22 protein-coding genes and 1 pseudogene are annotated in these 21706 nt (G+C 72.3%); 5 read left to right on the forward strand and 18 right to left on the reverse strand.

Going from position 1 to position 21706, the window contains the following annotated elements; all coding sequences use genetic code 11:
• The first annotated feature begins 70 nt into the window (after positions 1-70).
• Genes BUB75_RS43325 through BUB75_RS43335 form a run of 3 tightly spaced genes read left to right on the forward strand, consistent with a single transcriptional unit; the run spans position 71 to position 4583 of the window.
• A complete protein-coding gene (locus BUB75_RS43325) occupies positions 71-790 on the forward strand; it encodes a TetR/AcrR family transcriptional regulator (protein WP_218618129.1) in 720 nt (239 codons plus the stop codon).
• Positions 784-2523, forward strand: coding sequence for an ABC transporter ATP-binding protein (locus BUB75_RS43330; RefSeq protein WP_073266627.1), 1740 nt, complete (start codon positions 784-786; stop codon positions 2521-2523). Before BUB75_RS43325 ends, BUB75_RS43330 begins: the two co-directional genes overlap by 7 nt.
• Positions 2520-4583: an ABC transporter ATP-binding protein gene (locus BUB75_RS43335; protein ID WP_281248465.1), complete on the forward strand. Its 2064-nt coding sequence runs from the start codon at positions 2520-2522 to the stop codon at positions 4581-4583. Before BUB75_RS43330 ends, BUB75_RS43335 begins: the two co-directional genes overlap by 4 nt.
• Before the next feature lie 6 nt (positions 4584-4589).
• Here the strand turns inward: BUB75_RS43335 and BUB75_RS43340 are convergent, their stop codons facing one another.
• The 15 genes from BUB75_RS43340 to mftA form a co-directional block, all read right to left on the reverse strand.
• A complete protein-coding gene (locus tag BUB75_RS43340; RefSeq protein ID WP_073266629.1) occupies positions 4590-5237 on the reverse strand; it encodes a hypothetical protein in 648 nt (215 codons plus the stop codon).
• Positions 5212-5361 (reverse strand): hypothetical protein, encoded by a 150-nt coding sequence (locus BUB75_RS46885; RefSeq protein WP_178380136.1) that lies wholly within the window; start codon positions 5359-5361, stop codon positions 5212-5214. The genes BUB75_RS43340 and BUB75_RS46885 overlap by 26 nt, the downstream gene beginning before the upstream one ends.
• 163 nt (positions 5362-5524) lie before the next feature.
• Entirely contained in the window at positions 5525-6424 is a 900-nt protein-coding gene (locus BUB75_RS43345) for a LolA-like protein (protein ID WP_073266631.1), read from the reverse strand.
• Positions 6421-6945 (reverse strand): SigE family RNA polymerase sigma factor, encoded by a 525-nt coding sequence (locus BUB75_RS43350; RefSeq protein ID WP_218618130.1) that lies wholly within the window; start codon positions 6943-6945, stop codon positions 6421-6423. The genes BUB75_RS43345 and BUB75_RS43350 overlap by 4 nt, the downstream gene beginning before the upstream one ends.
• Positions 6946-7015: 70 nt before the next feature.
• A complete protein-coding gene (locus BUB75_RS43355; RefSeq protein WP_073266633.1) occupies positions 7016-7468 on the reverse strand; it encodes a nitroreductase family deazaflavin-dependent oxidoreductase in 453 nt (150 codons plus the stop codon).
• Between the two features lie 56 nt (positions 7469-7524).
• Positions 7525-8190 carry a hypothetical protein gene (locus tag BUB75_RS43360; protein ID WP_073266635.1) on the reverse strand — a complete coding sequence of 222 codons (666 nt, stop codon included), beginning with the start codon at positions 8188-8190 and terminating at the stop codon, positions 7525-7527.
• A 158-nt stretch (positions 8191-8348) separates the two neighbouring features.
• Positions 8349-9026: a mycofactocin biosynthesis peptidyl-dipeptidase MftE gene (mftE, locus tag BUB75_RS43365; protein ID WP_073266637.1), complete on the reverse strand. Its 678-nt coding sequence runs from the start codon at positions 9024-9026 to the stop codon at positions 8349-8351.
• Positions 9023-9619: an FAD-binding protein gene (locus BUB75_RS43370; RefSeq protein ID WP_073266639.1), complete on the reverse strand. Its 597-nt coding sequence runs from the start codon at positions 9617-9619 to the stop codon at positions 9023-9025. The genes mftE and BUB75_RS43370 overlap by 4 nt, the downstream gene beginning before the upstream one ends.
• Positions 9616-11526, reverse strand: coding sequence for a mycofactocin system FadH/OYE family oxidoreductase 2 (locus BUB75_RS43375; RefSeq protein ID WP_073266641.1), 1911 nt, complete (start codon positions 11524-11526; stop codon positions 9616-9618). The genes BUB75_RS43370 and BUB75_RS43375 overlap by 4 nt, the downstream gene beginning before the upstream one ends.
• The gene (locus BUB75_RS43380) at positions 11523-12449 is read right to left on the reverse strand and encodes a vWA domain-containing protein (RefSeq protein ID WP_073266643.1); all 927 of its coding nucleotides are present in this window, start codon (positions 12447-12449) and stop codon (positions 11523-11525) included. Before BUB75_RS43380 ends, BUB75_RS43375 begins: the two co-directional genes overlap by 4 nt.
• 84 nt (positions 12450-12533) lie before the next feature.
• Positions 12534-13481, reverse strand: coding sequence for an AAA family ATPase (locus BUB75_RS43385; RefSeq protein ID WP_073266645.1), 948 nt, complete (start codon positions 13479-13481; stop codon positions 12534-12536).
• Positions 13478-15559 carry a mycofactocin system FadH/OYE family oxidoreductase 1 gene (locus BUB75_RS43390; RefSeq protein WP_084742538.1) on the reverse strand — a complete coding sequence of 694 codons (2082 nt, stop codon included), beginning with the start codon at positions 15557-15559 and terminating at the stop codon, positions 13478-13480. Before BUB75_RS43390 ends, BUB75_RS43385 begins: the two co-directional genes overlap by 4 nt.
• A gap of 8 nt (positions 15560-15567) precedes the next feature.
• Positions 15568-16824, reverse strand: coding sequence for a mycofactocin radical SAM maturase (mftC, locus tag BUB75_RS43395; RefSeq protein WP_073266649.1), 1257 nt, complete (start codon positions 16822-16824; stop codon positions 15568-15570).
• Positions 16821-17144, reverse strand: coding sequence for a mycofactocin biosynthesis chaperone MftB (gene mftB, locus BUB75_RS43400; RefSeq protein ID WP_143175806.1), 324 nt, complete (start codon positions 17142-17144; stop codon positions 16821-16823). Before mftB ends, mftC begins: the two co-directional genes overlap by 4 nt.
• 11 nt (positions 17145-17155) lie before the next feature.
• On the reverse strand, positions 17156-17272 hold the full coding sequence (gene mftA / locus BUB75_RS43405) for a mycofactocin precursor MftA (RefSeq protein ID WP_143175807.1): 117 nt from the start codon (positions 17270-17272) through the stop codon (positions 17156-17158).
• Positions 17273-17376: 104 nt separating this feature from the next.
• On the opposite strand from mftA, the gene mftR reads away from it, so the two are divergent.
• Together mftR and mftF are read left to right on the forward strand one after the other, a co-directional pair.
• On the forward strand, positions 17377-18228 hold the full coding sequence (gene mftR, locus BUB75_RS43410; RefSeq protein ID WP_073266655.1) for a mycofactocin system transcriptional regulator: 852 nt from the start codon (positions 17377-17379) through the stop codon (positions 18226-18228).
• The gene (mftF, locus tag BUB75_RS43415) at positions 18225-19661 is read left to right on the forward strand and encodes a mycofactocin biosynthesis glycosyltransferase MftF (protein ID WP_073266657.1); all 1437 of its coding nucleotides are present in this window, start codon (positions 18225-18227) and stop codon (positions 19659-19661) included. Before mftR ends, mftF begins: the two co-directional genes overlap by 4 nt.
• 65 nt (positions 19662-19726) lie before the next feature.
• Here mftF and BUB75_RS43420 read toward each other — a convergent pair whose 3' ends face one another.
• The 3 genes and pseudogenes from BUB75_RS43420 to BUB75_RS43430 all read right to left on the reverse strand — a co-directional run.
• The gene (locus BUB75_RS43420; RefSeq protein WP_073266659.1) at positions 19727-20845 is read right to left on the reverse strand and encodes a 5-methyltetrahydropteroyltriglutamate--homocysteine S-methyltransferase; all 1119 of its coding nucleotides are present in this window, start codon (positions 20843-20845) and stop codon (positions 19727-19729) included.
• 87 nt (positions 20846-20932) lie between these two features.
• Positions 20933-21343: a VOC family protein gene (locus BUB75_RS43425; RefSeq protein WP_073266661.1), complete on the reverse strand. Its 411-nt coding sequence runs from the start codon at positions 21341-21343 to the stop codon at positions 20933-20935.
• A 103-nt stretch (positions 21344-21446) separates the two neighbouring features.
• Positions 21447-21706 (reverse strand): annotated as a pseudogene (locus BUB75_RS43430) (methyl-accepting chemotaxis protein); the annotation flags it as partial.

Here is a 21706-nt window from a genome sequence, read left to right on the forward strand (position 1 = left end):
TCCGGGTCACCGACCATATTGCGGGCTCCGAAAAATTGCGTGGCCCGCAATCAACGTCTACGGTGGTTCCATGTCCGGCGACGAGGCCCCCATGTCCGGCGACGAGGCCCCCATCTCCGGCGAAGAAGCGACGTACGTCACGATCGAGCAGCGGCCGTCCGGCCTGGTGACCTGGCGGCAGCGCAAGAAGCAGGCGACCCGGGAGGCGCTGGCCGACGCGGCGTGGCGGCTCGCCACCGAGGTCGGTCCGGAGAACGTCCGGGTCGACGACATCGCGGCGGCGGCAGGCGTCTCCCCGCGCACGTTCAACAACTACTTCTCCAGCCGGGAAGAGGCGATCTGCGCGCAGCGCCTGCAGTGGGCGCACCTCTTCGCGGCGGCGCTCCGCCGGCGCCCCGCCGACGAGGCGCTGGACGCGGCCCTGCTCGCGGCCGTCCTCGAGGTCCGCGGGGTGACCGAGCCGGAGAAGGCGATGATCCGGCTGATCGCGGCGACCCCGGCCATGCAGGCGGAGTACCTCCGGCACTCGGTGACGACCGAGTTCACGCTGGCCGAGGCGATCGTCGAGCGCACCGGCTGCGATCCGCTCACCGGCCGCGTCGTCGGCGGTGCGTACGCCACCGCGATCCGCGCGGCGAGCGAATATTGGCTTCGCGATGACGGCGACCTGCCGTTGACTGAGTTCCTGCGCGCGGCGCTCGACCGAGTGGCCCCTGCTGCTCGGGCATTGCAGGCGAGCGCGCCCGGCCGCTCGCCGGAAACCCCGCTCCGAGAGGGTCAGAAGTGCTGATCACGCTGTTGCGGGCGCACCTGCGCCCCTACCGGCAGCCGCTCACCATCGTCGTCGTGCTGCAACTGCTGCAGACGCTCGGGATGCTCTATCTGCCGACGCTCAACGCCGACATCATCGACCACGGCGTGGTGAAGGGCGACACCGGCTACATCATGCGGATCGGCGGCGTGATGCTGGCGGTCAGCCTCGGGCAGATCATCTGCGCGATCGGCGCGGTGTACGTCGGGGCGCAGGTCTCGATGGCGCTCGGCCGCGACGTCCGGGCCGCCGTCTTCGACCGGGTGCAGGCGTTCTCCGCCCGCGAGGTCGGCACGTTCGGCACCCCGTCGCTGATCACCCGCATCACCAACGACGTCCAGCAGGTACAGATGCTGGTCCTGATGACGCTGACGATGGTGATCGCGGCGCCGGTGATGTGCGTCGGCAGCATCCTGCTCGCGCTGCGCCAGGATGTTCCGCTCGCGTCGGTCCTGCTGGTCGCGCTGCCGGTCCTGGTGGCAATCATCGGCGTGCTCATCGTCCGGATGGGACCGCAGTTCCGGCTCATGCAGGACAAGCTGGACGACATCAACCGGGTGCTGCGCGAGCAGATCGGCGGTGCCCGGGTGATCCGGGCGTTCGTCCGGGAGCCGCACGAGCGGAAACGGTTCGCCGACGCCAACGACGAGCTGTACGACATCTCGGTGCGGGTCGGCCGGCTGATCTCGGTGATGTTCCCGGCCGTGATGGTGGTCGTGAACGTCTCCAGCGTGGCCGTGCTCTGGTTCGGCGGTCACCGGATCGACTCGGGCTCCATGCAGATCGGCGCGCTGACCGCGTTCCTCAGCTACCTGATGCAGACGCTGATGTCGGTCATGATGGCCACGTTCATGTTCATGATGACGCCACGCGCGCAGGTGAGCGCCGAGCGTCTGCAGGACGTGCTGGGCACCGACACCAGCGTGATACCGCCGGAGCGGCCGACCACCCCGCTCCCCGACGTGCACGGCCGGCTCGAACTGCGGAGCGCCTCGTTCCGGTTCCCCGGTGCCGAACAACCGGTCCTGTGCGACGTCGACCTGCTCGCCGAACCCGGCGAGGTCACCGCGATCATCGGCAGCACCGGCAGCGGCAAGACCACGCTGCTCAACCTGATCCCCCGCCTGTCCGACGTCACGGACGGCGCGGTGCTGGTCAACGGCGTGGACGTCCGCGAGCTCGACCCGGTGGACCTGTCCCGGGTGATCGGGCTGGTACCGCAGCGCCCGTACCTGTTCACCGGCACGATCGCGTCGAACCTGCGCTACGGCAACCCGGACGCCACCGACGACGATCTGTGGCACGCGCTGGAGATCGCCCAGGCCGCCCCGTTCGTCCGCACGCTCCCCGACGGCCTCGACGCCCGGATCGCCCAGGGCGGCTCCAACGTGTCCGGCGGCCAGCGGCAGCGCCTCGCGATCGCCCGCGCGCTCGTCCACCGGCCCGAGATCTACCTCTTCGACGACTCGTTCTCGGCCCTCGACTACGCCACCGACGCCGCGCTGCGTGCCGCGCTGACCCGGGAGACCGCCGACGCGACCGTCGTCATCGTCGCCCAGCGGGTCAGCACGATCCGCACCGCCGACCGGATCATCGTCCTCGACCAGGGCCGCGTCGTCGGTGCCGGCACCCACGCGGAACTCATGGACACCAACGACACCTACCGCGAGATCGTCCTGTCCCAGCTCACCGAACAGGAGGCGGCCGCATGACCGGTCCGGCGCGCCCCGGCCCCGTTCCGGCGTCCCCCGACGGCGCCGACGGTCCGGGCACCCCCGGCGGCACCGACGGCGCCTCGCTCGCCACCGCGGTCGGCGAACGCCCGACCGCGGCCCGCGGCCCCGGTGGTCCGCCCGCGCAGGGCCCGGCCCGGTTCATGAGCGGCCCCGGGGAGAAGGCGCTCGACTTCCGCACGTCCGGACGCCGCCTGCTGGCCACGCTGCGGCCGGAGCGGCCGCTGATGGCGCTCGGGCTGTTTCTCGCCGCCGCCAGCGTGGCGCTCTCGGTGACCGGCCCGAAGATCCTCGGCCACGCCACCGACCTCATCTTCGCCGGCGTGATCGGGCGCGACCTGCCCGCGGGCATCTCGAAGCAGCAGGCCGTGGAGAACCTGCGGGCCCGCGGCGAGAACACGACGGCCGACCTGGTCAGCCACATGGACGTCGTCCCCGGCCAGGGCATCGACTTCGGCGCGGTCGGCCGGGTGCTGCTGATCGTGCTCGGGATCTACCTGGCCGCGTCGCTGTTCGCCCTGCTGCAGGGACGCGTCACGACGACGATCGTGCAGCGGATCGTCCACCGGATGCGCGAGGACACCCAGGCCAAGCTCGAGCGGCTGCCGCTCAACTACTTCGACCGGCAGCCCCGGGGCGAGATCCTGTCCCGGGTCACGAACGACATCGACAACCTGTCCCAGACCCTCCAGCAGACGCTCAGCCAGGTGATCATCTCGCTGTTCACGATCGTCGGCGTGCTGACGCTGATGTTCTGGATCTCGCCGCTGCTCGCGCTGATCGCGCTCGTGACGATCCCGCTGTCCACGTTCGTCGCCGGCCAGATCGGACGCCGTGCCCGCCCGCAGTTCGTCGGGCAGTGGACGACCACCGGGCGCCTCAACGGCCACGTCGAGGAGGCGTTCACCGGGCACGCGCTGGTGAAGACGTTCGGCCGCCAGAAGGAGGTCCGGGAGGTCTTCGCGGCGCAGAACGAGGCGCTGTACCAGTCGAGCTACCGCGCGCAGTTCATCTCGGGCCTGATCCAGCCCGCGATGATGTTCATCGGCAACGTCAACTACGTGCTGGTCGCGGTCGTGGGTGCGCTGCGGGTGGCGTCGGGTGCGCTGACGCTCGGCGAGGTCCAGGCGTTCATCCAGTACTCGCGGCAGTTCAGCCAGCCGCTCACCCAGGTGGCGAGCATGGCCAACCTGCTGCAGTCCGGGGTGGCGTCCGCCGAGCGGGTGTTCGCGCTGCTCGACGCGCACGAACAGGACCCCGACCCGGCGACCCCGGCGCGGCCGGACCGAGTCCGCGGGCGGGTGGGCTTCGAGCACGTGTCGTTCCGCTACGCCCCCGACAAGCCGCTGATCGAGGACCTCTCGCTCGTCGTCGAACCCGGCCAGACCGTCGCGATCGTCGGCCCCACCGGCGCGGGCAAGACCACGCTGGTCAACCTGCTCATGCGCTTCTACGAGGTCACCGGCGGACGCATCACGCTCGACGGCGTCGATATCGCCACGATGACCCGCGCCGACCTGCGCGCCACCACCGGCATGGTGCTGCAGGACGCCTGGCTGTTCGGCGGAACGATCGCCGACAACATCGCCTACGGCGCGAGGCGCGAGGTCACCCAGGACGACATCGTCGCCGCCGCCGTGGCCACCCACGTGGACCATTTCGTCCGCACGCTGCCCGACGGCTACGACACGATCCTCGACGAGGAAGGCTCGAGCGTCTCCGCCGGCGAACGTCAGCTCATCACGATCGCCCGCGCGTTCCTCGCCGAACCCGCGATCCTCATCCTCGACGAGGCCACCAGCTCGGTCGACACCCGCACCGAACTGCTCATCCAGCGCGCGATGAACACCCTGCGGCAAGGCCGCACCAGCTTCGTCATCGCCCACCGCCTCTCCACGATCCGCGACGCCGACCTGATCCTCGTGATGGAGAACGGCGCGATCGTCGAACAGGGCACCCACACCGAGTTGCTCGCCGCCGACGGTGCCTACGCCCGCCTCTACGCGGCACAGTTCGCCCAACCCGTCGCGGACGTGTGAGCGGCGTCAGCCGAGGCCCTGCACCTGGGGGCCGCTGCCGCAGCTGACCGTGCGCGCGTGCTGGACGAGGTCGCTGTCGGTCGCCGCGTGCCGGGCCAGCGTCGTCGTCACACCGTTGCGGGCCTGCCTGCCGAAGTCGCTCAACCTGATCGTCGTCCGGGTGACACGGAAGCCGCCGCCGGTCTTCTCCTGGGCGGCCAGCAGCCCGGCCAGCGTGTAACCGGACCCGGTCCGGACGCACTCAACGCCGGTGCCGTAGCCGGTGAACCCGCGGTCGAACGTGTACTGGTTCCCCTGCGCGTTCCGGGCCGGCACCAGCGCGCAGTCGACGACGTCGTAGAGAAGCACCGCGCGGCTCAGGTCGACCAGAACGATCGCCGGCCCGGCCGGGGCGAGCTTCTGGCCGATCGCCCGGGCGGCCACGGGCGACGGGTTCCGGTAGATCCTGGAGAACGTGGCGCCGGTCGCCGTCGTCACGCCGACCCGGCGTCCGCTGCCGTTGTCCAGGAGCCAGATCGTGTCCGGCCTGCCGTCCAGATCGAGGTCCGCGGTCTTGCCGGTGCGTGCGCCCGCCGGGATCTTCACCCCGTTGGCGGGGCAGCCGTTCCCCGCCTGCGGCTGGCCGCCCTCACCACCGGTCGGCGTGCTCGCCACCGGCGGTGCGGGCGGAGCGGCCGCCGCGCTGGTCGCGGGAACGGGAGCGGGAGCCGACGACGCTGCGCTCGACGACCCGGGTGGTTCCGCCGGCCCGGACGATGTGGACGACGCGCTGGAGCATGCGCTCACCCCCAGCAGTGCAACGGTCAGCAGTGCGGCTGCTCCGAGCCGAGCCGTCCGGCGGCCAGATTTGCCCGTTGCACTGATCAACTTTGTGCTCATGGGCTCTGGATGACCTGCGCCGCCGGATCAGCACGGTTCTGTCGGAAAGCCGACTTCTGCGATCAGTTCGTGGGCTTCTCCTTGATCGGTTTCGGCTGCTCCTCGGTGTAGCCGGGCGGCGGGGTCAGCGTGAACTTCGCCAGGTTCTCCGCGGTCCGCGGCAGATACGTGTAGTCCCACTGCGCGATGACCGGCTGTGACTGCGGGTTCGGACGCTTGTGGGCGACGACCCGCACCAACTCGTAGGTCTTGGCGTCCACCCAGAGCTCGTACTTGCCGTGCTCCTTCGGCACCTCCAGCTCACCGGAGAGCTTCAGGTGCAGCGTCTCCCGCCCGTCGATCGTCTCCTTGCCGAGGACCGCGAGCGTGGTCTGCTTCTCCAGCGCGGCCTTGATGTCCGCGGCGGTCCGGGGCACCATGCCCTCGCCGCCCTTGTCCCTGCTCTCACCCTCGTAGCTCGAGGTGGTCCAGGTCCGTGTGCTGTGGTCGACGAACATCGACGTCGCCCGGTCCCCGTCGTGCTTCAACAGGTAGTCCAGCTTCGCGCCGGACTCCGTGACGTCGGTCCGGCGGAGGTCGTCGGTGACGCCGTCCCACCACTCCTCCGCCGTTCCGGTGGACTTGCCCTCGTGCGTGATCCGCAGCGTCGAGTGCTCGATCTGCTGCTCGCTCCGGGTGATCGCGTCGCTGACCTCGGTGGCGACGTAACTGGCCGGCTGCAGCGCCGGGCTCTCCGCCGGAGGTTTGGTCGTCATCGTCACCGGCCCGGTAGTGGTCGCCACGACGATCCCGGTCACCGCCGCCGCCAGCGTGAGGCCGCCGAGTGCGGTGGCGCCACGACGGGCGGTGCGGCGCCGCCGGTTCGACCTGGCGGCGGCCGCGACGACGTCGGTGGTCAGCCGGGTGTCGGCGACGGAGGCGCGCATCGCGGCGACGAGGTGCTCTTCGAGTTCGGTGGTCATGCTCGCGCTCCGTTCGGGGTGCGGTGGTCGACGGCCCAGTCGGCGGTGAGCTCGCGCAGCCGGGCCAACCCGCGCGAGGTGGTGGACTTGACCGTGCCGACCGAGCAGCCGAGCCGGTCGGCGGCCTCGGCTTCGGTGAGGTGCTCCCAGTACCGCAGGACGAGCACCGCACGTTGCTTCGGTGGCAGCAGCGCGAGCGCCCGGACCAGCGCGTCCCGCAGGTCGAGCGTCTCGGTGACGTCCGGCGCCGCCCGACCGTCCACGCTGGTGAGGACCTCGGGTCGTCTGCTCCGCCGCCGCCAGGTGTCGACCGCCAGGTGGTACAGGATGCGGCGGACGTACCCCTCGGGGTCTCCGTCGATCCGGTTCCAGCGTCGCATCAGCCGCTCGATCGCAGCCTGGAGCAGATCCTGGCCGGCGTCCCTTCCGCCGGCCAGAAGGATCGCCGTAGCCAGCAGTGCATCGCCGCGCTCCGCGACGAACGCATCCAGACCGGCGAAGGCTTCCGGTTTCCCGCGCACGGGCAACTCCTTCCGTCGCCCACCAAGGACGACGCCCACCACGGAAAGGTTGCTCGTATCGCTCTGAGATCTAGGAGGCCGGCGGGGTGAGCTCGAAGACGGGGTGCTGGTCGGCTTCGGCGACGAATGCCTCGACCGGAGCGTCCGGCGCCGCCCGGAAGTAGGGGCGCGTCGGCCGCGCGAGCTGGATGTACTGCTTGAGCACCGGGCCGGCGTCCTCGGGTCCCGCCTCGGTGACTACCCACTCGACCGTCTTCCCTCGGCGGGTCAGCGTCACCCGGCCGGCCGCGCGAGCGTTGTGGACCCACGACACCGGACCGTAGGGCGCGACGAGCCAGCGCCGCCCGTCCTCCTCGACGAGCGTCACCGGGGTCGTGTGCAGGCGGCCGCTCTTCCGCCCGCGCGTGGTGAGCAGGTAGGAGTGCGGCACGACACCGGCGCGGATCAGCAACGCCATGAACCCGTCACCGACACGGCGCCCCCGGGTCATCCGGAACACCGGCCGATCCTTCTCGCTGGCCATCGTCCTCACCGCCCCGCAGCTGTGTGCTACGAGGCTCTCATGCCGACGCCAGGTGGTCAGCGTGGTGCGACGTCCGCCTGCGGGAACAGCGGCAGCGGCCGGTTCGGGATCAACCCGCGGCGCGTCCAGCGGAAGACGCGGTCGACCGGAGCGTCCAGCCCGCGGACGAACTGCTGCACGGCGATCGAGCCGAACCGCGCGTCCAGCGAGAGGATCAGCCAGTCGGCGTTGACGTCGAAGTCCGATGAGGTCACGAAGTCTCGCAGGACCGGACGCTGGTGGCCGCGCACCTGGCGGTAGCTGTAGAGGTAGTCCAGGGAGTTACCGGCGAGGCCCCGCTGGCACGTCAGATGGATGACCTGATCCGGGCGCCCGTCGCGGGTGACGTCCGCCGTGTCCCGCACCGACACGGAGTAGGTGAACGGGCCGCGCCGGGCGACGCCGGTGGACTCGGTCGGCGGCGGCAGCGGCTTGAACGTGACCCATCCGCCGGGGCAGCGGCTGCCGTCCGAGAGTTTCGCCGAGCGCCACGGGAGTTTGACCGTCGCGCTCCGCCAGTCGAACGTGATCCGCTGCGCCGTGGGTGCGCCGGAGCTCGCCGGGGCGGACGCCGCAGCGGCGGGTGACATCAGCCCCAGCCCACCGAGACCCAGCCCACCGGCCACTGCCAGGGCGAACGCGACCGCGACCCGGGCGGCCTTGGCGAGAGACGATGTCTTCATCCGATTCCCCCGATCCTCGCGCCGCGGCTCCCGGCTAGGGGCGTCGGCTCACGGTCGATATCTGGAGCATCGCGCTCAGTAGCCGCCGCAGATAGTGGACGAAGGTACCGCCGCGCGCTGGGCGTTCGGCCCAGTAGTTGCCGGGGGGACGAGCCGGCCTAGGTGTCTTCGCCGAGCCAGCGGGCGACCGTGGTGGCCAGGTCGTCGGTGGCCTCGGCCAGCAGGCGGGTGCCCTCCTCGGCGTCCGCACCGGACGGATCCCCCAGCACCCCGTTCGCGGTCACCGGCCGCAGGCCCTGTTCGCGCATCACCGGCAGCAGGTCGGAGAGCGGAGCGGTGTTGCCCGGCTCCGCCCGGTCGAGCCGCACCCGATGGGGGTCCAGCGCGAGCTGCACGGACGTCTCGGTGCGCCCGGCGTGCGCGTCACCGCGCCAGCGCGGCGCCCAGGCCAGCGCGTCGCGTCCCTCGCTGCGCAGCCGCCGGACCGCGCGGTTGACCGGGATCGCGTTGCCGCCGTGCCCGGAGATCAGCAGAATCCGGCCGAACGTCTCCGACGCGGACCGCCCCAGCTCCACCAGGACCAGCTCGATCGCCTGCGGGCCGATCGACAGCGTGCCCGGAAACGCCTGGTGCTCCCCGGACGAGCCGTACGGTAGCGCCGGTGCGACCAGGACGTCGTCGCGCCGGGCGGCCAGGGCTCGGGCCAGCGCCACCGCGACGTCGGTGTCGGTGGAGAACGGCAGGTGCGGACCGTGCTGCTCGGTGGATCCCACCGGGATCGCGAGGACCTGGTCACCGGAGATCTCCGGCCAGGTCCGGTCGGCGAGTGAATTCATTTCGGGGATTCTTCCAAGTAGCCGTGGTGGGTGAGAAAGCCGATCAGCGCCGTGGCGGCGGCCGCGGCGCCGAGCGGCTCGACGGGCCGTGCCGGCCCGGAGGGGACCCCGGTCAGTGCCCGCAACCGTTCGTGCGCCGTCCCGCGCGGTACGACCAGATCGACGCCCGGCGCGCGGCTCGCGCGTGCACGGCCGCCGGGGGCGCGGCCGCCGTGGGCGCGGCCGCGGAGGCGGGCGGCCAGTTCGGGAAGCAGCGCGACGGCGTCGGTGCGCAGTGCCAGGTCGGCGCGGGCCGATAGCGGGGCCGCCGGATCGGTGTTCACGCTCAGGACGTGCACCGGCCGGCCTATCTCGTGGAACGGAACCCCGGCGACGCCGAGCCCCAGGTACAGCGCGGGGCTGATCGTCACCCCGCTGGCGCCGATCAGGCGGTCGTGGCCGAACCAGCCCGCGTCGACCACTGCCCGCGTCGCACCGATCTCCGCGCCCAGTGCGTGCGCCACGTCCGTGAGAACAGTGCACACCGCCCGGGGGTCGGCGCCCAGCATCCCACCGCCGGCGCACACCACCACCGCGGCATCGGACAGGCTCACAGCTCTCTCGCCACCCGTTCCCCCTCGAGCACCGCGGCGTGCGCCCGGCGCGGCGCCAGGCAGTCGCCCACCCGGTGCACCGGAAACGGCGCACCGTGCAACGCGTGCCAGAGCGCGCCGTCCGGCGCCGGGTGGACGACCGACACGACCCAGTCCACGATCCGCTCCCGGCGCGTCCCGGTCGGATGGTGCCCCAGGACCACGTGCACGCGGTCCCCCACCGAACCAGCGGCTTCGACGGTCACGTCCGGCGTCTGCCGAATCCCCCGCGCCTCCGCCGCGATCGTCCACAGCTCCAGGTCGAGCGTCACCCCGAGGTCCTGCCCGACGATCATCCCCGGCGTCGCGATCTCCACCGCGCACCCCCGGCCGGCGAGCAGCTCCGCCACCGACGTCGCCTGGTGGAACCCGAGTTCGTCGTAGATCAGCACGGCGCCGAACGGTTCGACGCGCCCGGACAGCACGTCCGTGACGTCCACGACCCGGGACGAGGCGGCCCACGAGGGCCGCGCCGGCCGCGCGCCGGTCGCGAGCACGACCGCGTCCGGCGCATCCGCCAGCAACGCCGCAGCGTCGACGTCGACCCCGGTCCGGACGTCCACCCCGGCCCGGTCGACAGCGAGAGCCAGCGACCGGGTCAGCTCCGCGAACTCCGCGCGGTTCGGCGCCCGCGCGGCCAGCGGCACCTGTCCTCCGAGTTCCGCGGACCGCTCGTACAGCGTCACCGCGTGCCCCCGCTCAGCCGCGGTCACCGCCGCGGACAGGCCTGCCGGCCCTCCCCCGACCACCGCAATCCGGAGTGACCGCCGCACGGGGGCAGGCAGCACCCCCGCCCCCCACACACACCCCAGCCACCGGTTGAACCCGACCCGCCCCACGCACTCCTGGTTGCAGGACAGACAGGTGCGGATCTCGTCCGCCCGGCCGCTGAGCGCCTTCGCCGCGAACGACGGGTCGGCGATCTGGCCACGCACCACCCCGATCAGGTCGGCGTACCCGGCATCCAGTGCCTTCTCCGCCTGCGCCGGGTGCTTGAAGCGGCCGACGCCGATCACCGGCACGGGCACCGCGGCCTTGATCGCGGCCGGGATGTGCAGCGCGTACCGCGGTGGAACGCGCATACCGGCCTGGATCAGGAACAGCGTCTCGGTGGCCAGGCCGATCGAGGTGTTGACGTAGTCGGCTCCCCCTGCGGTGGTGACGCGACGGGCGGTGGCCACCGCCTCGTCCAGCGTGACGCCGTCCTCGATCATCTCGTCACCGCCGAGCCGCACGCCCAGCACGGACGACGGCCCGATCTCGGCCCGGACCGCCGCGAGCACCTCCCGCAGGAACCGAGAGCGGTCCGTTCCGTACGCGTCGGTCCGCCGGTTCGTCGCCCGGGACAGGAACTGCCGGATCAGCGACGAGTGGGAACACTGCAGTTCCACCCCGTCAAAACCGCCCTCGACGCAGTGTCGGGCGGTCCGGGCGTAACCCTCGACGATCTCCGCGATCCGATCCCCCGAGAGCGCCACCGGCACCTCCCGGAACATCGGATCCGGCACCGCGCTCGGCGCCAGCACCGGCTCCCGCGTATACATCCCGGACGCCTGCCCACCGTTGTGGTTGAGCTGTGCCAGGACGAGCGCGCCGGCGTCGTGCACCGCGGACGTCAGCACCCGGTAGTGCGGCACGACCGCCGGGTCGTATCCGCGGATCAGCTTCTCGTACGCCCGGTCGGACGGGTGGACCGTGTGTTCCTCGGTGATGATCAGCCCGGCCCCACCCGCCGCCCGGGCACGGTAGTACTCGACGTGCCGCGCGCTCGGCAGCCCGTCCTCGGCGTAGTTCGTCAGGTGGGCGGAGAACACCACCCGGTTGCGGAGGGTCACCGGACCCACCCGCACCGGGCTGAACAGCGTCAACTCGTGAAGATCGACGTCAGCGCCGGTGCGACGTCGCGGTGTGAGCGGATCGGGCGGAGCCGCCCCCGGCCTGCCTCGGCGAGGTCCCGCCCCAGGTCGAGGTCGTGTTCGCCGGGCGGCGTCCCGATGTCGAGCAGCACGTCGAGCCGCGGCAGCCTCGCGGCGAGCGGACGCGGGTCCGGCCCCGCGTTGTGCACACAGTCCGAGAGCAGGAGCACCCGGGCGTCGCGCGCCGGTACCCGGGACAGCTCGCGCGCCGCCAGCTGCAGCGGGAACCCGACGTTCGTCAGCCCCCGCGCGGGCACCGACAGCAGCAGGTCGAGCAGGCGGGTCGGGCGGGCGGGCGCGCCGAGCGGATGCAGCACCGCGGCGTCCGACCAGAACGCGATCACCGCGAGGTCGTCGTCGGCCAGCTCACCCGCGACCGCGCCGACCGTGGCGGCCGCGGTCCGGATCCGCTCTCCCTTCATCGAGCCGGACACGTCCACGACCAGGACCACCGACCGCCGGGTGCGCACTCGTTCGCGCACGATGATCCGCCGGTCGACGCCGGACTCGTCGTCCACCTCGTCGGGGTTGCCGAGCAGCGCCTCGATCGTGCGGTCCAGGTCGAGGTCGGCCGACCCGTCCCGGTACGGCAGCGACGCGAGGTCACCCACGCCCCGGTGCTGACGCCGATCACGACGCGGCCGCCGCAGCGAGAGCCGAGCCGCGATCTCCCGTGCCCGCGCGCGGACAGCCGGGTCCGGCCCGTCCTCCGAGGGCTCCAGCGTGACCAGATCCGCGCCCTCGTCGGTGGTCCCCGGCGCCACGCTGCCCGGTAGTTGCGGCCCGCGCTTGTCGCGCCGCCCGCGCCCGGTCAGCACGGTGCCGGAGCCGTTCGAGGCCCGGCTCGGCCGGAACTCGGTCGGGTCCTCGGACAACTGCTTGGGCTTCCGCTTGAGCGGTCGGCCCCGGCCGTTCGTCCGGCGGTCCCGCGAGACCGGCGAATCCGCCTCGACCGCTCTTCAACCAGGCTGCGCCGCCGACGGCTGGAGGATGAACCGGTCCTCCCAGATCTCGGTGAGCACCCGCTCCGGTGTGGTGTCCGCGGCCTCGTCCAGGTGGATCCGCCCGGACAGCGCGACGACCATCGCGTCCTTGACCAGCACCGCGTAGAGCGACGTCGACTCCCGGGTGACCGCGTCGTCCACCGACAGGCCACGCAGCGCGCCCAACTGCACGGCAACCAGCGCGAGGTCGATCGCACCACGGACGCTGGAGCCCTGCCGCACGTCCGGATGCTCCCGCGTCGCCCGGGTGACCGCCACCGCGTCGCGCACCAGCCAGGAACCCAGCGCCTCCCCGGACGACGGCAGCCCGGTTCGCAGGACGACGATGCCGCGCTCGGCGTCGTCGTCCTGATAATCGACGGCCAGCCGGCAGAGACGGTCGTGGACACTCGAGCTGAGCCGCGTCGTACCCACGTTGTCGTAAGGGTTCATCGACGCGATGATCCGGAACGTCGGCAGGGCCTCGACCGTGCCGACCCGCGGGATCGACAGCCGCCGGTCGGCCATCGCGGTGAGCAGCGTGTTGAGCGTGTCGTCGGGGGCCCGGTTGAACTCCTCGATGTAGAGGAAACCGCCGGACCGCATCGCCTCGGTGAGCGGACCCGCGACGAAGTTGTCCTCGCTGTAATCCTCCTTGAGGACCCGGGCGGGGTTGTGGTGCCCGACGAGCTTGGCCGGGGTCAGGTCGGCGTTGCCCTCGACGAACAGCAGCGGGATGCCCCACTCGCCCGTGATCGCGGTCAGCATCGTGGTCTTGCTGGTGCCGGGCGGTCCCTCCAGGACGATGTCCCGTCCGGCCGCGACTGCCGCGAGCACCAGATCGAGTTCCCGTTCCCGCCCGACCAGGCGGGCGCCGACTCTCGCCCGGGCGGCGACCACGTCGGGGGCGGTGGTTGTGGTCATGTGGCGCGCTTCCTCGCTCGAAGTCGACGTACGTGCATGGCGACCGGCGGAGCCGGTGTGTGATCAAAGCGCAGCGCCGCGCGGCGGCCCTCGAGGATCGCCTCCAGCGCGGTGCGGGGCGCCACGCAGTCACCGGCGCGCTCGGCCCGGACCTGCGCGAACGTCTCGTCGGGCAGCCGGTGGCCACAGTCGACGACCGCCGCGCAGGCGACCGTGCGGCGGTCGCCGGTCCAGACGTGCTCCAGCACCGCCGCACCGGGCGTCACGCCGACGATCCGGGTGCGCAGCTCGCGGCGTACACCGAGCGCCTCCAGGCGGAAGTTCACCTCGGCCAGCTCGGGGGTGCGGGCGCCGAGAACCGGGTCGGGCGTGACGACGTGCACGTCGCGCCCGGCGTCCGCGAGCCGTTCCGCGAGACCGACCGCGACCGGCCCACCGATCGGGTCGTCCACCACCACCGGCCCCGCCGGCAGCTCCGCAAGCGCCTCCACCACATCAATCACCCGCGGCCCCGGATCGACCGCCGGGCCAGCCCACGGGCCGGCCGCCAGGTCGGCCGCGACGGCCGCGCCCTCGGCCGCGAGGACCGTCGAGGGCATGGCGGGCGTCGAGGGCATGGCGGTGCGCCAGGCAGCGGCGCGGTCGGGTGTGCGCGACCGGCTCCCGGTCGCGAGCACGACGTGCTCGGTGGCCGCGACCTCGTCCGCGGTCAGCTCAGTACCCAGTTCAATGCGGACGCCGAGCCGCCGGCACTCGGCGGCGAGCCAGTCGGCCAGCAGCCCCAGCCGCTCCCGCCCCGGCCCGGTCGCCGCGGTCCGCAGCAGCCCGCCGAGCCGGTCCGAGCGCTCGGCCAGCCGCACCCGGTGCCCGCGCAGCGCCAGCACCCGCGCGGCTTCCAGGCCCGCGGGGCCACCACCGACGACCAGCACGTCCCGCGCGACCGCGTCCAGCCCGACCGGGTCCAGGCCCACAGGATCCGACTCAGTCGTCTCGTGCCCGGCGCGTGGCTCCGCCACGCAGCTGACTGCCGGGTTGCGGACGTCCCGCACCTGACACGCCTGATTACACAACACACACGGTCGGACGAGTGCCGCGGCGCCACCGCGGACGAGCGTCACGAGCCGGGGCTCAGCGATCTGCGCCCTGGTCATCTCGACCAGGTCCGCGACACCGTCGTCGAGCGCGTCCTGCGCGGCATGCGGAACCACGACGCTGCCCTGCAGCACGACCGGCACCCGGCCCGCCGCGGCGGTGCGCATCGCGGCACACAGGTCCCGGTTGAACCCCGGGGCGGTCCGAGCGGTCGGCCGGTACCGCGCCGACGAGTAGTGCCCGGCACGGACGACCGTCAGCAGGTCGACGTGGCCCGCGACGGCGTCGACCACCTGCGCGGCGTCCGCCGGGGTGAGACCCGCCCACGGCGCGTCCTCGTCGCAGGACAGGCGGAGAGCGAGCACCCGGTCCGGGCCGACAGCGGCCCGGACCGAGGCGATCACGTCCCGCAGAAAGCGGGATCTGTCGGTGCCGTAGGCGTCCGACCGCTGGTTGGTCAGACCGGAGAGGAACTGGCGGAGCAGCGAGTCGGCTCCGGCGTTCAGCTCGACGCCGCCCAGCCCGGCATCGACCGCGGCCGCCGCAGCCGCCCCGAACGCGGCGATCACCGCGTCGATCTGGGTCTGTTCCATCGCGGCGGGCTGTTCCCTGGTCACCACGTCGGCCACCGGCGACGGAGCCCACAGCACCCGCTGCGAGTACGCGCTCGACCCCTGCAGCCCGGCGTGGCCCAGGCCTCCTAAGACGACGGTGCCGTACGGGCGGCAGGCGTCCGCGATCGCGGCCCAGCCCGGACCGCACTCGGACGCCAGCGGAGCCCGCTCGTACGGCCAGTCGTCGGCGATCACCGACGCGATCTCGGTGACCAGCACTCCGGTGCCCCCGGCCGCCCGCTCGGCGTAGTACGCCACCGAGCGGTCGGCGAGCGCCCGGCCCCGGGCCAGGTTGGTCACGTGCGGGCCGAACAGGACCCGGGACGGGGCCGCCGCACCAGCGAGCACGACCGGCTCCGTCAGGGTCGGCATGGCCGGTATCAGCAGCCGCAAGCGCCGGAGGCGCACCCGGAGCCGGTTGGCTGGCTGATCAGCTCGAACCCGGCGAGCGGGCTCTCGTTGCAGGCACTGTCGGGCTTGCGGCGGGTCAGCGTCAGCGTGACCGGGCCGGAGGCCTTCCGGGGCTTGCGCTCGGTGCGGTGCGAATGGTCCAGCGACGGCTTCGGAGCACTGCCCGCGACGACGCCCGCGAGCGCGGTCTCGCCGTAACCCTGGACGCACTCCGGGTCGGGCCCGTCCAGCGGCAGCCCGGTGAAGAACTTCGCCGCCATGCACCCGCCCTGGCACGAGTCGTAGTGCTGGCAGGACTTGCACGCGCCGCCGGTCTGCGGCTGCCGCAGTTCCTGGAACAGCTCGGACGTCCGCCAGACGCCGGTGAAACCGCCCTCGTCCCGCACCGATCCGGCGAGGAAGTTCTCGTGGATCGCGAACGGGCAGGCGTAGACGTCACCCACCGGGTCGATCAAGCAGACGACCCGGCCCGCGCCGCACAGGTTCAACCCGGGCAGCGCGTCGCCGAACGCCGCGAGGTGGAAGAACGAGTCGCCGGTCAACACCGACTCGCCGTGCGCGACCAGCCAGTCGTACAGCTCGCGCTGCTGGTGCGGCAGCAGGTGCAGCTCGTCCCAGACATCCGCGCCGCGCCCGGACGGACGCAGCCGGGTCAGCCGCAGCTGGGCACCGTACGTGTCGGCGATCGCCTTGAACTCGTCGAGCTGCCCGACGTTCTGCCGGGTGCAGACGACGCTCAACTTGAAGCCGCTGAAGCCGGCGGCCTTCAGGTTCTCCATCGCGCGCATCGCCGTGGCGTACGAGCCCGGGCCGCGCACGTGGTCGTTGACCTCGGCGGTCGCACCGTCCAGCGAGATCTGGACGTCCACGTAGTCGCTGGCGGCCAGCCGCTGCGCGACCTCCGGCGTGATCTTCACGCCGTTGGTGGAGAACTTGACGCCGACCTTGTGGGCGGTCGCGTAGTCGACCAGCTCCCAGAAGTCCGACCGGACGGTGGGCTCGCCACCGCCGATGTTCACGTAGAAGACCTGCATCCGCTCGAGCTCGTCGATGACGGCCTTGGCTTCCGCGGTGGTCAGCTCGCGCGGGTCACGGCGTCCCGAGCTCGACAGGCAGTGGACGCACGACAGGTTGCACGCGTACGTCAGTTCCCAGGTCAGGCAGATCGGGGCGTCGAGGCCGAGCTTGAAGTGGTCGATCAGCCGGGTAGCTGTCGGGGCTGTCATGGGGACGCCTCCGTCCGTGCGGTGATCATGTCGGTGGCCGCCAGCGTCGCCAGCGACCGGGCGAGGCGGCGCTGCTGCGCGACGTCGGCGCCGGACGCCTCGAGCGCGGCGCGTGCGGACGGATGCTCCGGCAGGGACTGGACCACCGCGAGCAGCGTCGGATCCTTGAGGAACGAGAGCCGGCGGGTGCCGAAGTGGTAGAGCAGTGCCCCGAACGGCTCCGGCCGGACCGCGACCTGGGGATGTATGTCCCAGGCCTGGTCCAGGTCGAAGCTCGTCAGGACCGCGGGGGTGTCCGGGAGCCCGGTGTGCACGGCCATGACGTCAACGACTAGTAGACGCCGCACATCCCGTCGATGGACACGTCCTCGACCAGCAGGTCCTCCTCAACCAGCTCGACCTCGACCTCGTCGACCTGGGTCTCCGCGACAAGTGCCTCGACAGCCATGAAAAGCTCCTTTGCGCTGATGGGGAGCCTGCCGCCCGATGCGACGGGCATCACTCTGGAACAACGGTCACACTAATGACACCCGATGCAGAAAGGAAGAGCGGATGTCGAACGAGCCCACGCCGTCGGCGCGGATGGGCCGACCACCAGCGACTTCGCACGACGAGCTGGAACGGATCGGGCTGGAGCTCTTCGCCACGCGCGGGTTCGAGGAGACGACGATCGACGAGATCGCTGCCGCTGCGGGCATCAGCCGACGCACGTTCTTCCGGTACTACACGACCAAGAACGATCTGGTCTGGGGCGATTTCGACACCGAGCTGGCGCGGCTGCGCGGACGGCTCACCGCCACGCCGGCCGACGTCCCGATGATGGCCGCGCTGCGCGAGGCGGTCGTCGCGTTCAACCGGGTGGACGCCGACCACGTGGCGCTGCACCGGCGGCGGATGGCGCTCATCCTCGGCGTCCCGGCGCTGATCGCGCACTCCACGCTGCGCTTCGCGGGCTGGCGGGACGTGATCGCGGAGTTCGTCGCGGCCCGGGTAGCCCGGCCGCGTTCGGCGCTGCTGCCGCAACTGGTCGCCCACGCGGCGCTGGGCTGCGCGGTCGCCGCGTACAGCGACTGGCTCCGGCACGCGGACGCGGAGCTGGAACCGCTGCTCGACGAGGCGATCGCCGAACTGGCCGTCGGCTTCGCGGGGCACGAGCCGGGCCTGCCGACCGGCACCGGCCTACCCACCGGCACCGGCTCCTCCGCCGACCCGGCCCCGCCACCAGCCGCAGACCGCCCGGCAGACGCCGAATCGACGGCCGGGCCGCGGCCGCAGCCCGAGGCGGGCGCGTCCCCCAAGGCCGGACAGCCGGCCGACGCGGGGCCGGCCGCGGACGTAGGGCGGCCGAGCGAGGGCGGGCTGACGCCGGACGCGGCGGGTGGCAGCGGGGACGGGGCTCGGTGACAGCGGTTGGCGCGGCGGAGCGTGGGCTCGCGCCGGCCGGGCTGCGGCTGCGGCTGGACGCGGCGCTGCGGATCAGCCCGGACGGGCGCACGCTGCTCGGCGGCTCCCCCGGTCGGTTGCTGCGGGTCGCCGCGGCCGGCGCCGACCTGATCCGGGCGTGGGACGCCGGCACACCGATCGGGACCGGCACCGCGCAGCGCAAGCTCGCCCGCCGGCTGCTCGACGCCGGGATGGCGCACCCGCTCCGGGACCCGGTGGACCGCGTCGCCGACGTCACGATCGTCGTCCCCACGTTCGAGCGGACCGCCGAACTGACCCGCTGCCTGACCGCGCTCCGGCGCACCGCGCCGGATGCACCCATCGTGGTGGTCGACGACGGGTCGCCCGCCACCGCGGGCATTCCGGACGTCGCGGCCCGGTTCACCGCCCGGCTGGTCCGGCACCCGGAGCGGCGTGGACCGTCGGCGGCGCGGAACACCGGCCTCGCCGCGGTCACGACCCCGTTCGCGGCCCTGGTCGACTCCGACGTCGTGGTGCCGGACGGCTGGCTGCACGCGCTGCGCCCGTATTTCGACGACGCCGCGGTCGCCGCCGTAGCGCCCCGGGTGCTGGGGCACGGGGAGGGCCACGGCTGGCTCGGCGAGTACGAGGCCGCGCACTCGCCGCTCGACATGGGACCGTCGCCGGGCCTGGTGCGTCCCGGCGCACTCGTGCCCTATGTGCCCACCGCGACGCTGCTGGTCCGGATGGAAGCCGTCCGGGAGATCGGCGGCCGCTTCGACGTCGACCTCCCGATCGGCGAGGACGTCGACTTCGAGTGGCGGCTGGTCGACGCGGGCTGGAACGTCCACTATGTTCCCGCGGTGACGATCGGCCACGACCACCGCACCCGCCTGCGCCCGTTCGTCGCCCGCCGCCGGTTGTACGCGCGATCGATCGGCCTACTGGAACGTCGCCATCCCGGGGCGCTGCCCGCCGCCCGGGTGAGCCCGGCGCTGGCCGCGGCCTGCGTCCTGCTCGCCGCGCGCCGCCCGGTCGCGGTGGCAGCGGCGGGCGTGGCCGCGGCGGTCGGCGTCGGGCTCGTGGCGCGGCAGCTGAAGCCGGTGGTTCCCGAGCCGGTCGCCGAGGCCGCGCGGCTGGTGCGCAACGGTCTCCCGGTGACCGCGATGGGGCTCGCCAGAGCGGTCGGGCGGGTCTGGTGGCCGGTCCTGGTCCCGGTCGCCGTCGCCGCGCCGCGGTGGCGGGCTCCGCTCGCGGTCGCGGTGGCCGCTCCGGTGCTGGCCGACTGGTGGAGCGGGGGCCGCCGCCCCCGTCTCGACCGCTACCTCGCGGCGCGCGTTCTCGACGACGTCGTGAGCACGGCGGGCACCTGGGAAGGCTCACTCCGCGCGGGCACGCTCGGCCCGCTCCTCCCGGCCGGCACCCGCCGCTGAGCCCCGGACCTACTCGGCTACCGAGGTCCCGCGGGGATGACGCATCGCTCAGAGCCATGCCTTGTCTAGCCCCAGACCTCCTCGGCCACCTCGACGATGAGCCGGAGCTTGGCCCATTGTTCGTCGTGGGTGAGCGCGTTGCCCTCCACCGTGGACGAGAAGCCGCACTGTGGAGAGAGGCAGATCTGCTCCAGCGGCACGAACTTGGCCGCCTCGTCGATCCGTCGCTTCAGGTCGTCCTTGCGTTCCAGCGCGCCGCGCTTGGTCGTCACGAGCCCGAGCACCACCTGCTTGCCGGGTGGGACGAACCGCAGCGGGGAGAAGTCACCGGAGCGCTCGTCGTCGTACTCCAGGAAGAACCCGTCGACGTCGAGCTGGGTGAACAGCGCCTCGGCGACGAAGTCGTAGCCGCCCTCGGCGGCCCACGACGACCGGAAGTTGCCCCGGCACATGTGGGTGGTGATCGCCAGGCCCTCCGGACGCCCGGCCAGCGCCGCGTTGATCTGCGCGATATACCGCTCGTGCTGGTGCTCGGGGTCGCCGCCCTGCGACGCCACGATCGCCCGCTGCTCCGGGTCGTTGAGGTACGCCAGGCTCGTGTCGTCGAGCTGCAGGTACGTGCAGCCGAGCGCGGCGATCCGCCGTACCTGCTCGGCGTACGCGGACGACAGGTCGGCCCAGAACTCGTCCAGCTCCGGGTAGACCGACGGATCGATCGCCGCCCGGCCACCGCGGTAGTGGACCATGCTCGGCGACGGGATCGTCAGCTTCGCGGTGGCGCCGGAAACCTGGTCCCGGACGAACGCGAAGTCGTCGGCGAAGATCGGCTCGGGCAGCGTGATCCGCCCGTCGACGCGCAGCGCGGCGGAGGTGAACTCCAGGCCGCCCGCGGCGTTGCGGAACTTGACGGTCAGCTGCTCGTCGGCGCGGTGGATCCCGCCGAGCCGGTAGATGAAGTCCATGTGCCACGACGTCCGGCGGAACTCGCCGTCGGTGGCGGTGCGCAGGCCCACCTCCTCCTGCTTCCGCACGACGGTCCGGATCGCCGCGTCTTCCGCCTCGCGTAACCGGTCAGCGGGGATCCGGCCGGCGGCGAAGTCGGCGCGGGCTTCGAGGAGTTCGGCTGGGCGGAGCAGGCTGCCGACGTGGTCGGCGCGGAACGGCGGACGCTGCCGTGCGGACATCGTTGCGGGCCCCTTCGCGTGCGGACGGTCGCGGGCAGCCCGAGTACAGCACGATCCGTCCCCGTCCGTGGCGAAACGAGCCCTGGATCAGACGGGGTCGCTGATGTTGACCAGCCAGGCGACTCCGAATTTGTCGGTCAGGGCGCCGAACTCGTCGCCCCACACCTGCTTCTGCAGCGGCGTGTATACCGAGCCGCCCTCGGACAGCCTCTCGAAATAGCCGCGCAGCTCGTCGCCGTCGTCGCCGCTGAGGCTGATCGTGAAGTTGTCGCCCGGGTTGTGCGACATGTCGGGCGGGGTATCCGACGCCATCAGCGTGTAACCGCTCGGCGTCTCCAGCTGACCGTGCATGACCTGCTCGGCGAGCGTGGGGTCCTCGCTGCCGAACTGGGCGAACGTCATCAGCTGCAGGTCGCCGCCGAGGACGTCGCGGTAGAACTCCATCGCTTCCCGGGCGTTGCCGCGGAAGTGCAGATACGGGTTCAGACGTGAGGCCATGTCCAGGCTCCTTGGTCGCGGTGCGCTGTTTCTGCCTGCGAATCCGGGCGGCCAGTCTTCAGCGATGCGGCGGCGCCGTAAAGGCCCACCGGACAAAATACGCTTAGTAGCGGAAGCGCCCCACCAGGGTGCGAAGGTCTGTCGACATCGCGTTCAGCCGGTCGGCGGCCTGCCGGGCGTCGGCCGCGTTGCCGGACGTCCGCTGGGTGGCCTCGGCGACCCCGGAGATGTTCGCGGCGATCTGCGACGAGCTCATCGCGGCTTCGCTGATGCTGCGGTTCATCTCGTTCGTCGTGGCGGTCTGCTCCTCCACCGCCGACGCGATCGTCATCTGATAATCGTTGATCTGCGCGATGATCCCCG

Source organism: Cryptosporangium aurantiacum, from assembly GCF_900143005.1.
Taxonomy (GTDB): Bacteria; Actinomycetota; Actinomycetes; order Mycobacteriales; family Cryptosporangiaceae; genus Cryptosporangium; species Cryptosporangium aurantiacum.

Bases quoted from the DNA above. Each gene is read 5' to 3' on its own strand.
- BUB75_RS43325 (WP_218618129.1), top strand. From the start codon at position 71: ATGTCCGGCGACGAGGCCCCCATGTCCGGCGACGAGGCCCCCATCTCC.
- BUB75_RS43335 (WP_281248465.1), top strand. From the start codon at position 2,520: ATGACCGGTCCGGCGCGCCCCGGCCCCGTTCCGGCGTCCCCCGACGGC.
- BUB75_RS46885 (WP_178380136.1), bottom strand. From the start codon at position 5,361: ATGCTCCAGCGCGTCGTCCACATCGTCCGGGCCGGCGGAACCACCCGG.
- BUB75_RS43345 (WP_073266631.1), bottom strand. From the start codon at position 6,424: ATGACCACCGAACTCGAAGAGCACCTCGTCGCCGCGATGCGCGCCTCC.
- BUB75_RS43355 (WP_073266633.1), bottom strand. From the start codon at position 7,468: ATGGCCAGCGAGAAGGATCGGCCGGTGTTCCGGATGACCCGGGGGCGC.
- BUB75_RS43360 (WP_073266635.1), bottom strand. From the start codon at position 8,190: ATGAAGACATCGTCTCTCGCCAAGGCCGCCCGGGTCGCGGTCGCGTTC.
- mftE (WP_073266637.1), bottom strand. From the start codon at position 9,026: ATGAATTCACTCGCCGACCGGACCTGGCCGGAGATCTCCGGTGACCAG.
- BUB75_RS43385 (WP_073266645.1), bottom strand. From the start codon at position 13,481: ATGACCACAACCACCGCCCCCGACGTGGTCGCCGCCCGGGCGAGAGTC.
- BUB75_RS43390 (WP_084742538.1), bottom strand. From the start codon at position 15,559: ATGCCGACCCTGACGGAGCCGGTCGTGCTCGCTGGTGCGGCGGCCCCG.
- mftC (WP_073266649.1), bottom strand. From the start codon at position 16,824: ATGACAGCCCCGACAGCTACCCGGCTGATCGACCACTTCAAGCTCGGC.
- mftB (WP_143175806.1), bottom strand. From the start codon at position 17,144: ATGGCCGTGCACACCGGGCTCCCGGACACCCCCGCGGTCCTGACGAGC.
- mftA (WP_143175807.1), bottom strand. From the start codon at position 17,272: ATGGCTGTCGAGGCACTTGTCGCGGAGACCCAGGTCGACGAGGTCGAG.
- mftR (WP_073266655.1), top strand. From the start codon at position 17,377: ATGTCGAACGAGCCCACGCCGTCGGCGCGGATGGGCCGACCACCAGCG.
- BUB75_RS43420 (WP_073266659.1), bottom strand. From the start codon at position 20,845: ATGTCCGCACGGCAGCGTCCGCCGTTCCGCGCCGACCACGTCGGCAGC.
- BUB75_RS43425 (WP_073266661.1), bottom strand. From the start codon at position 21,343: ATGGCCTCACGTCTGAACCCGTATCTGCACTTCCGCGGCAACGCCCGG.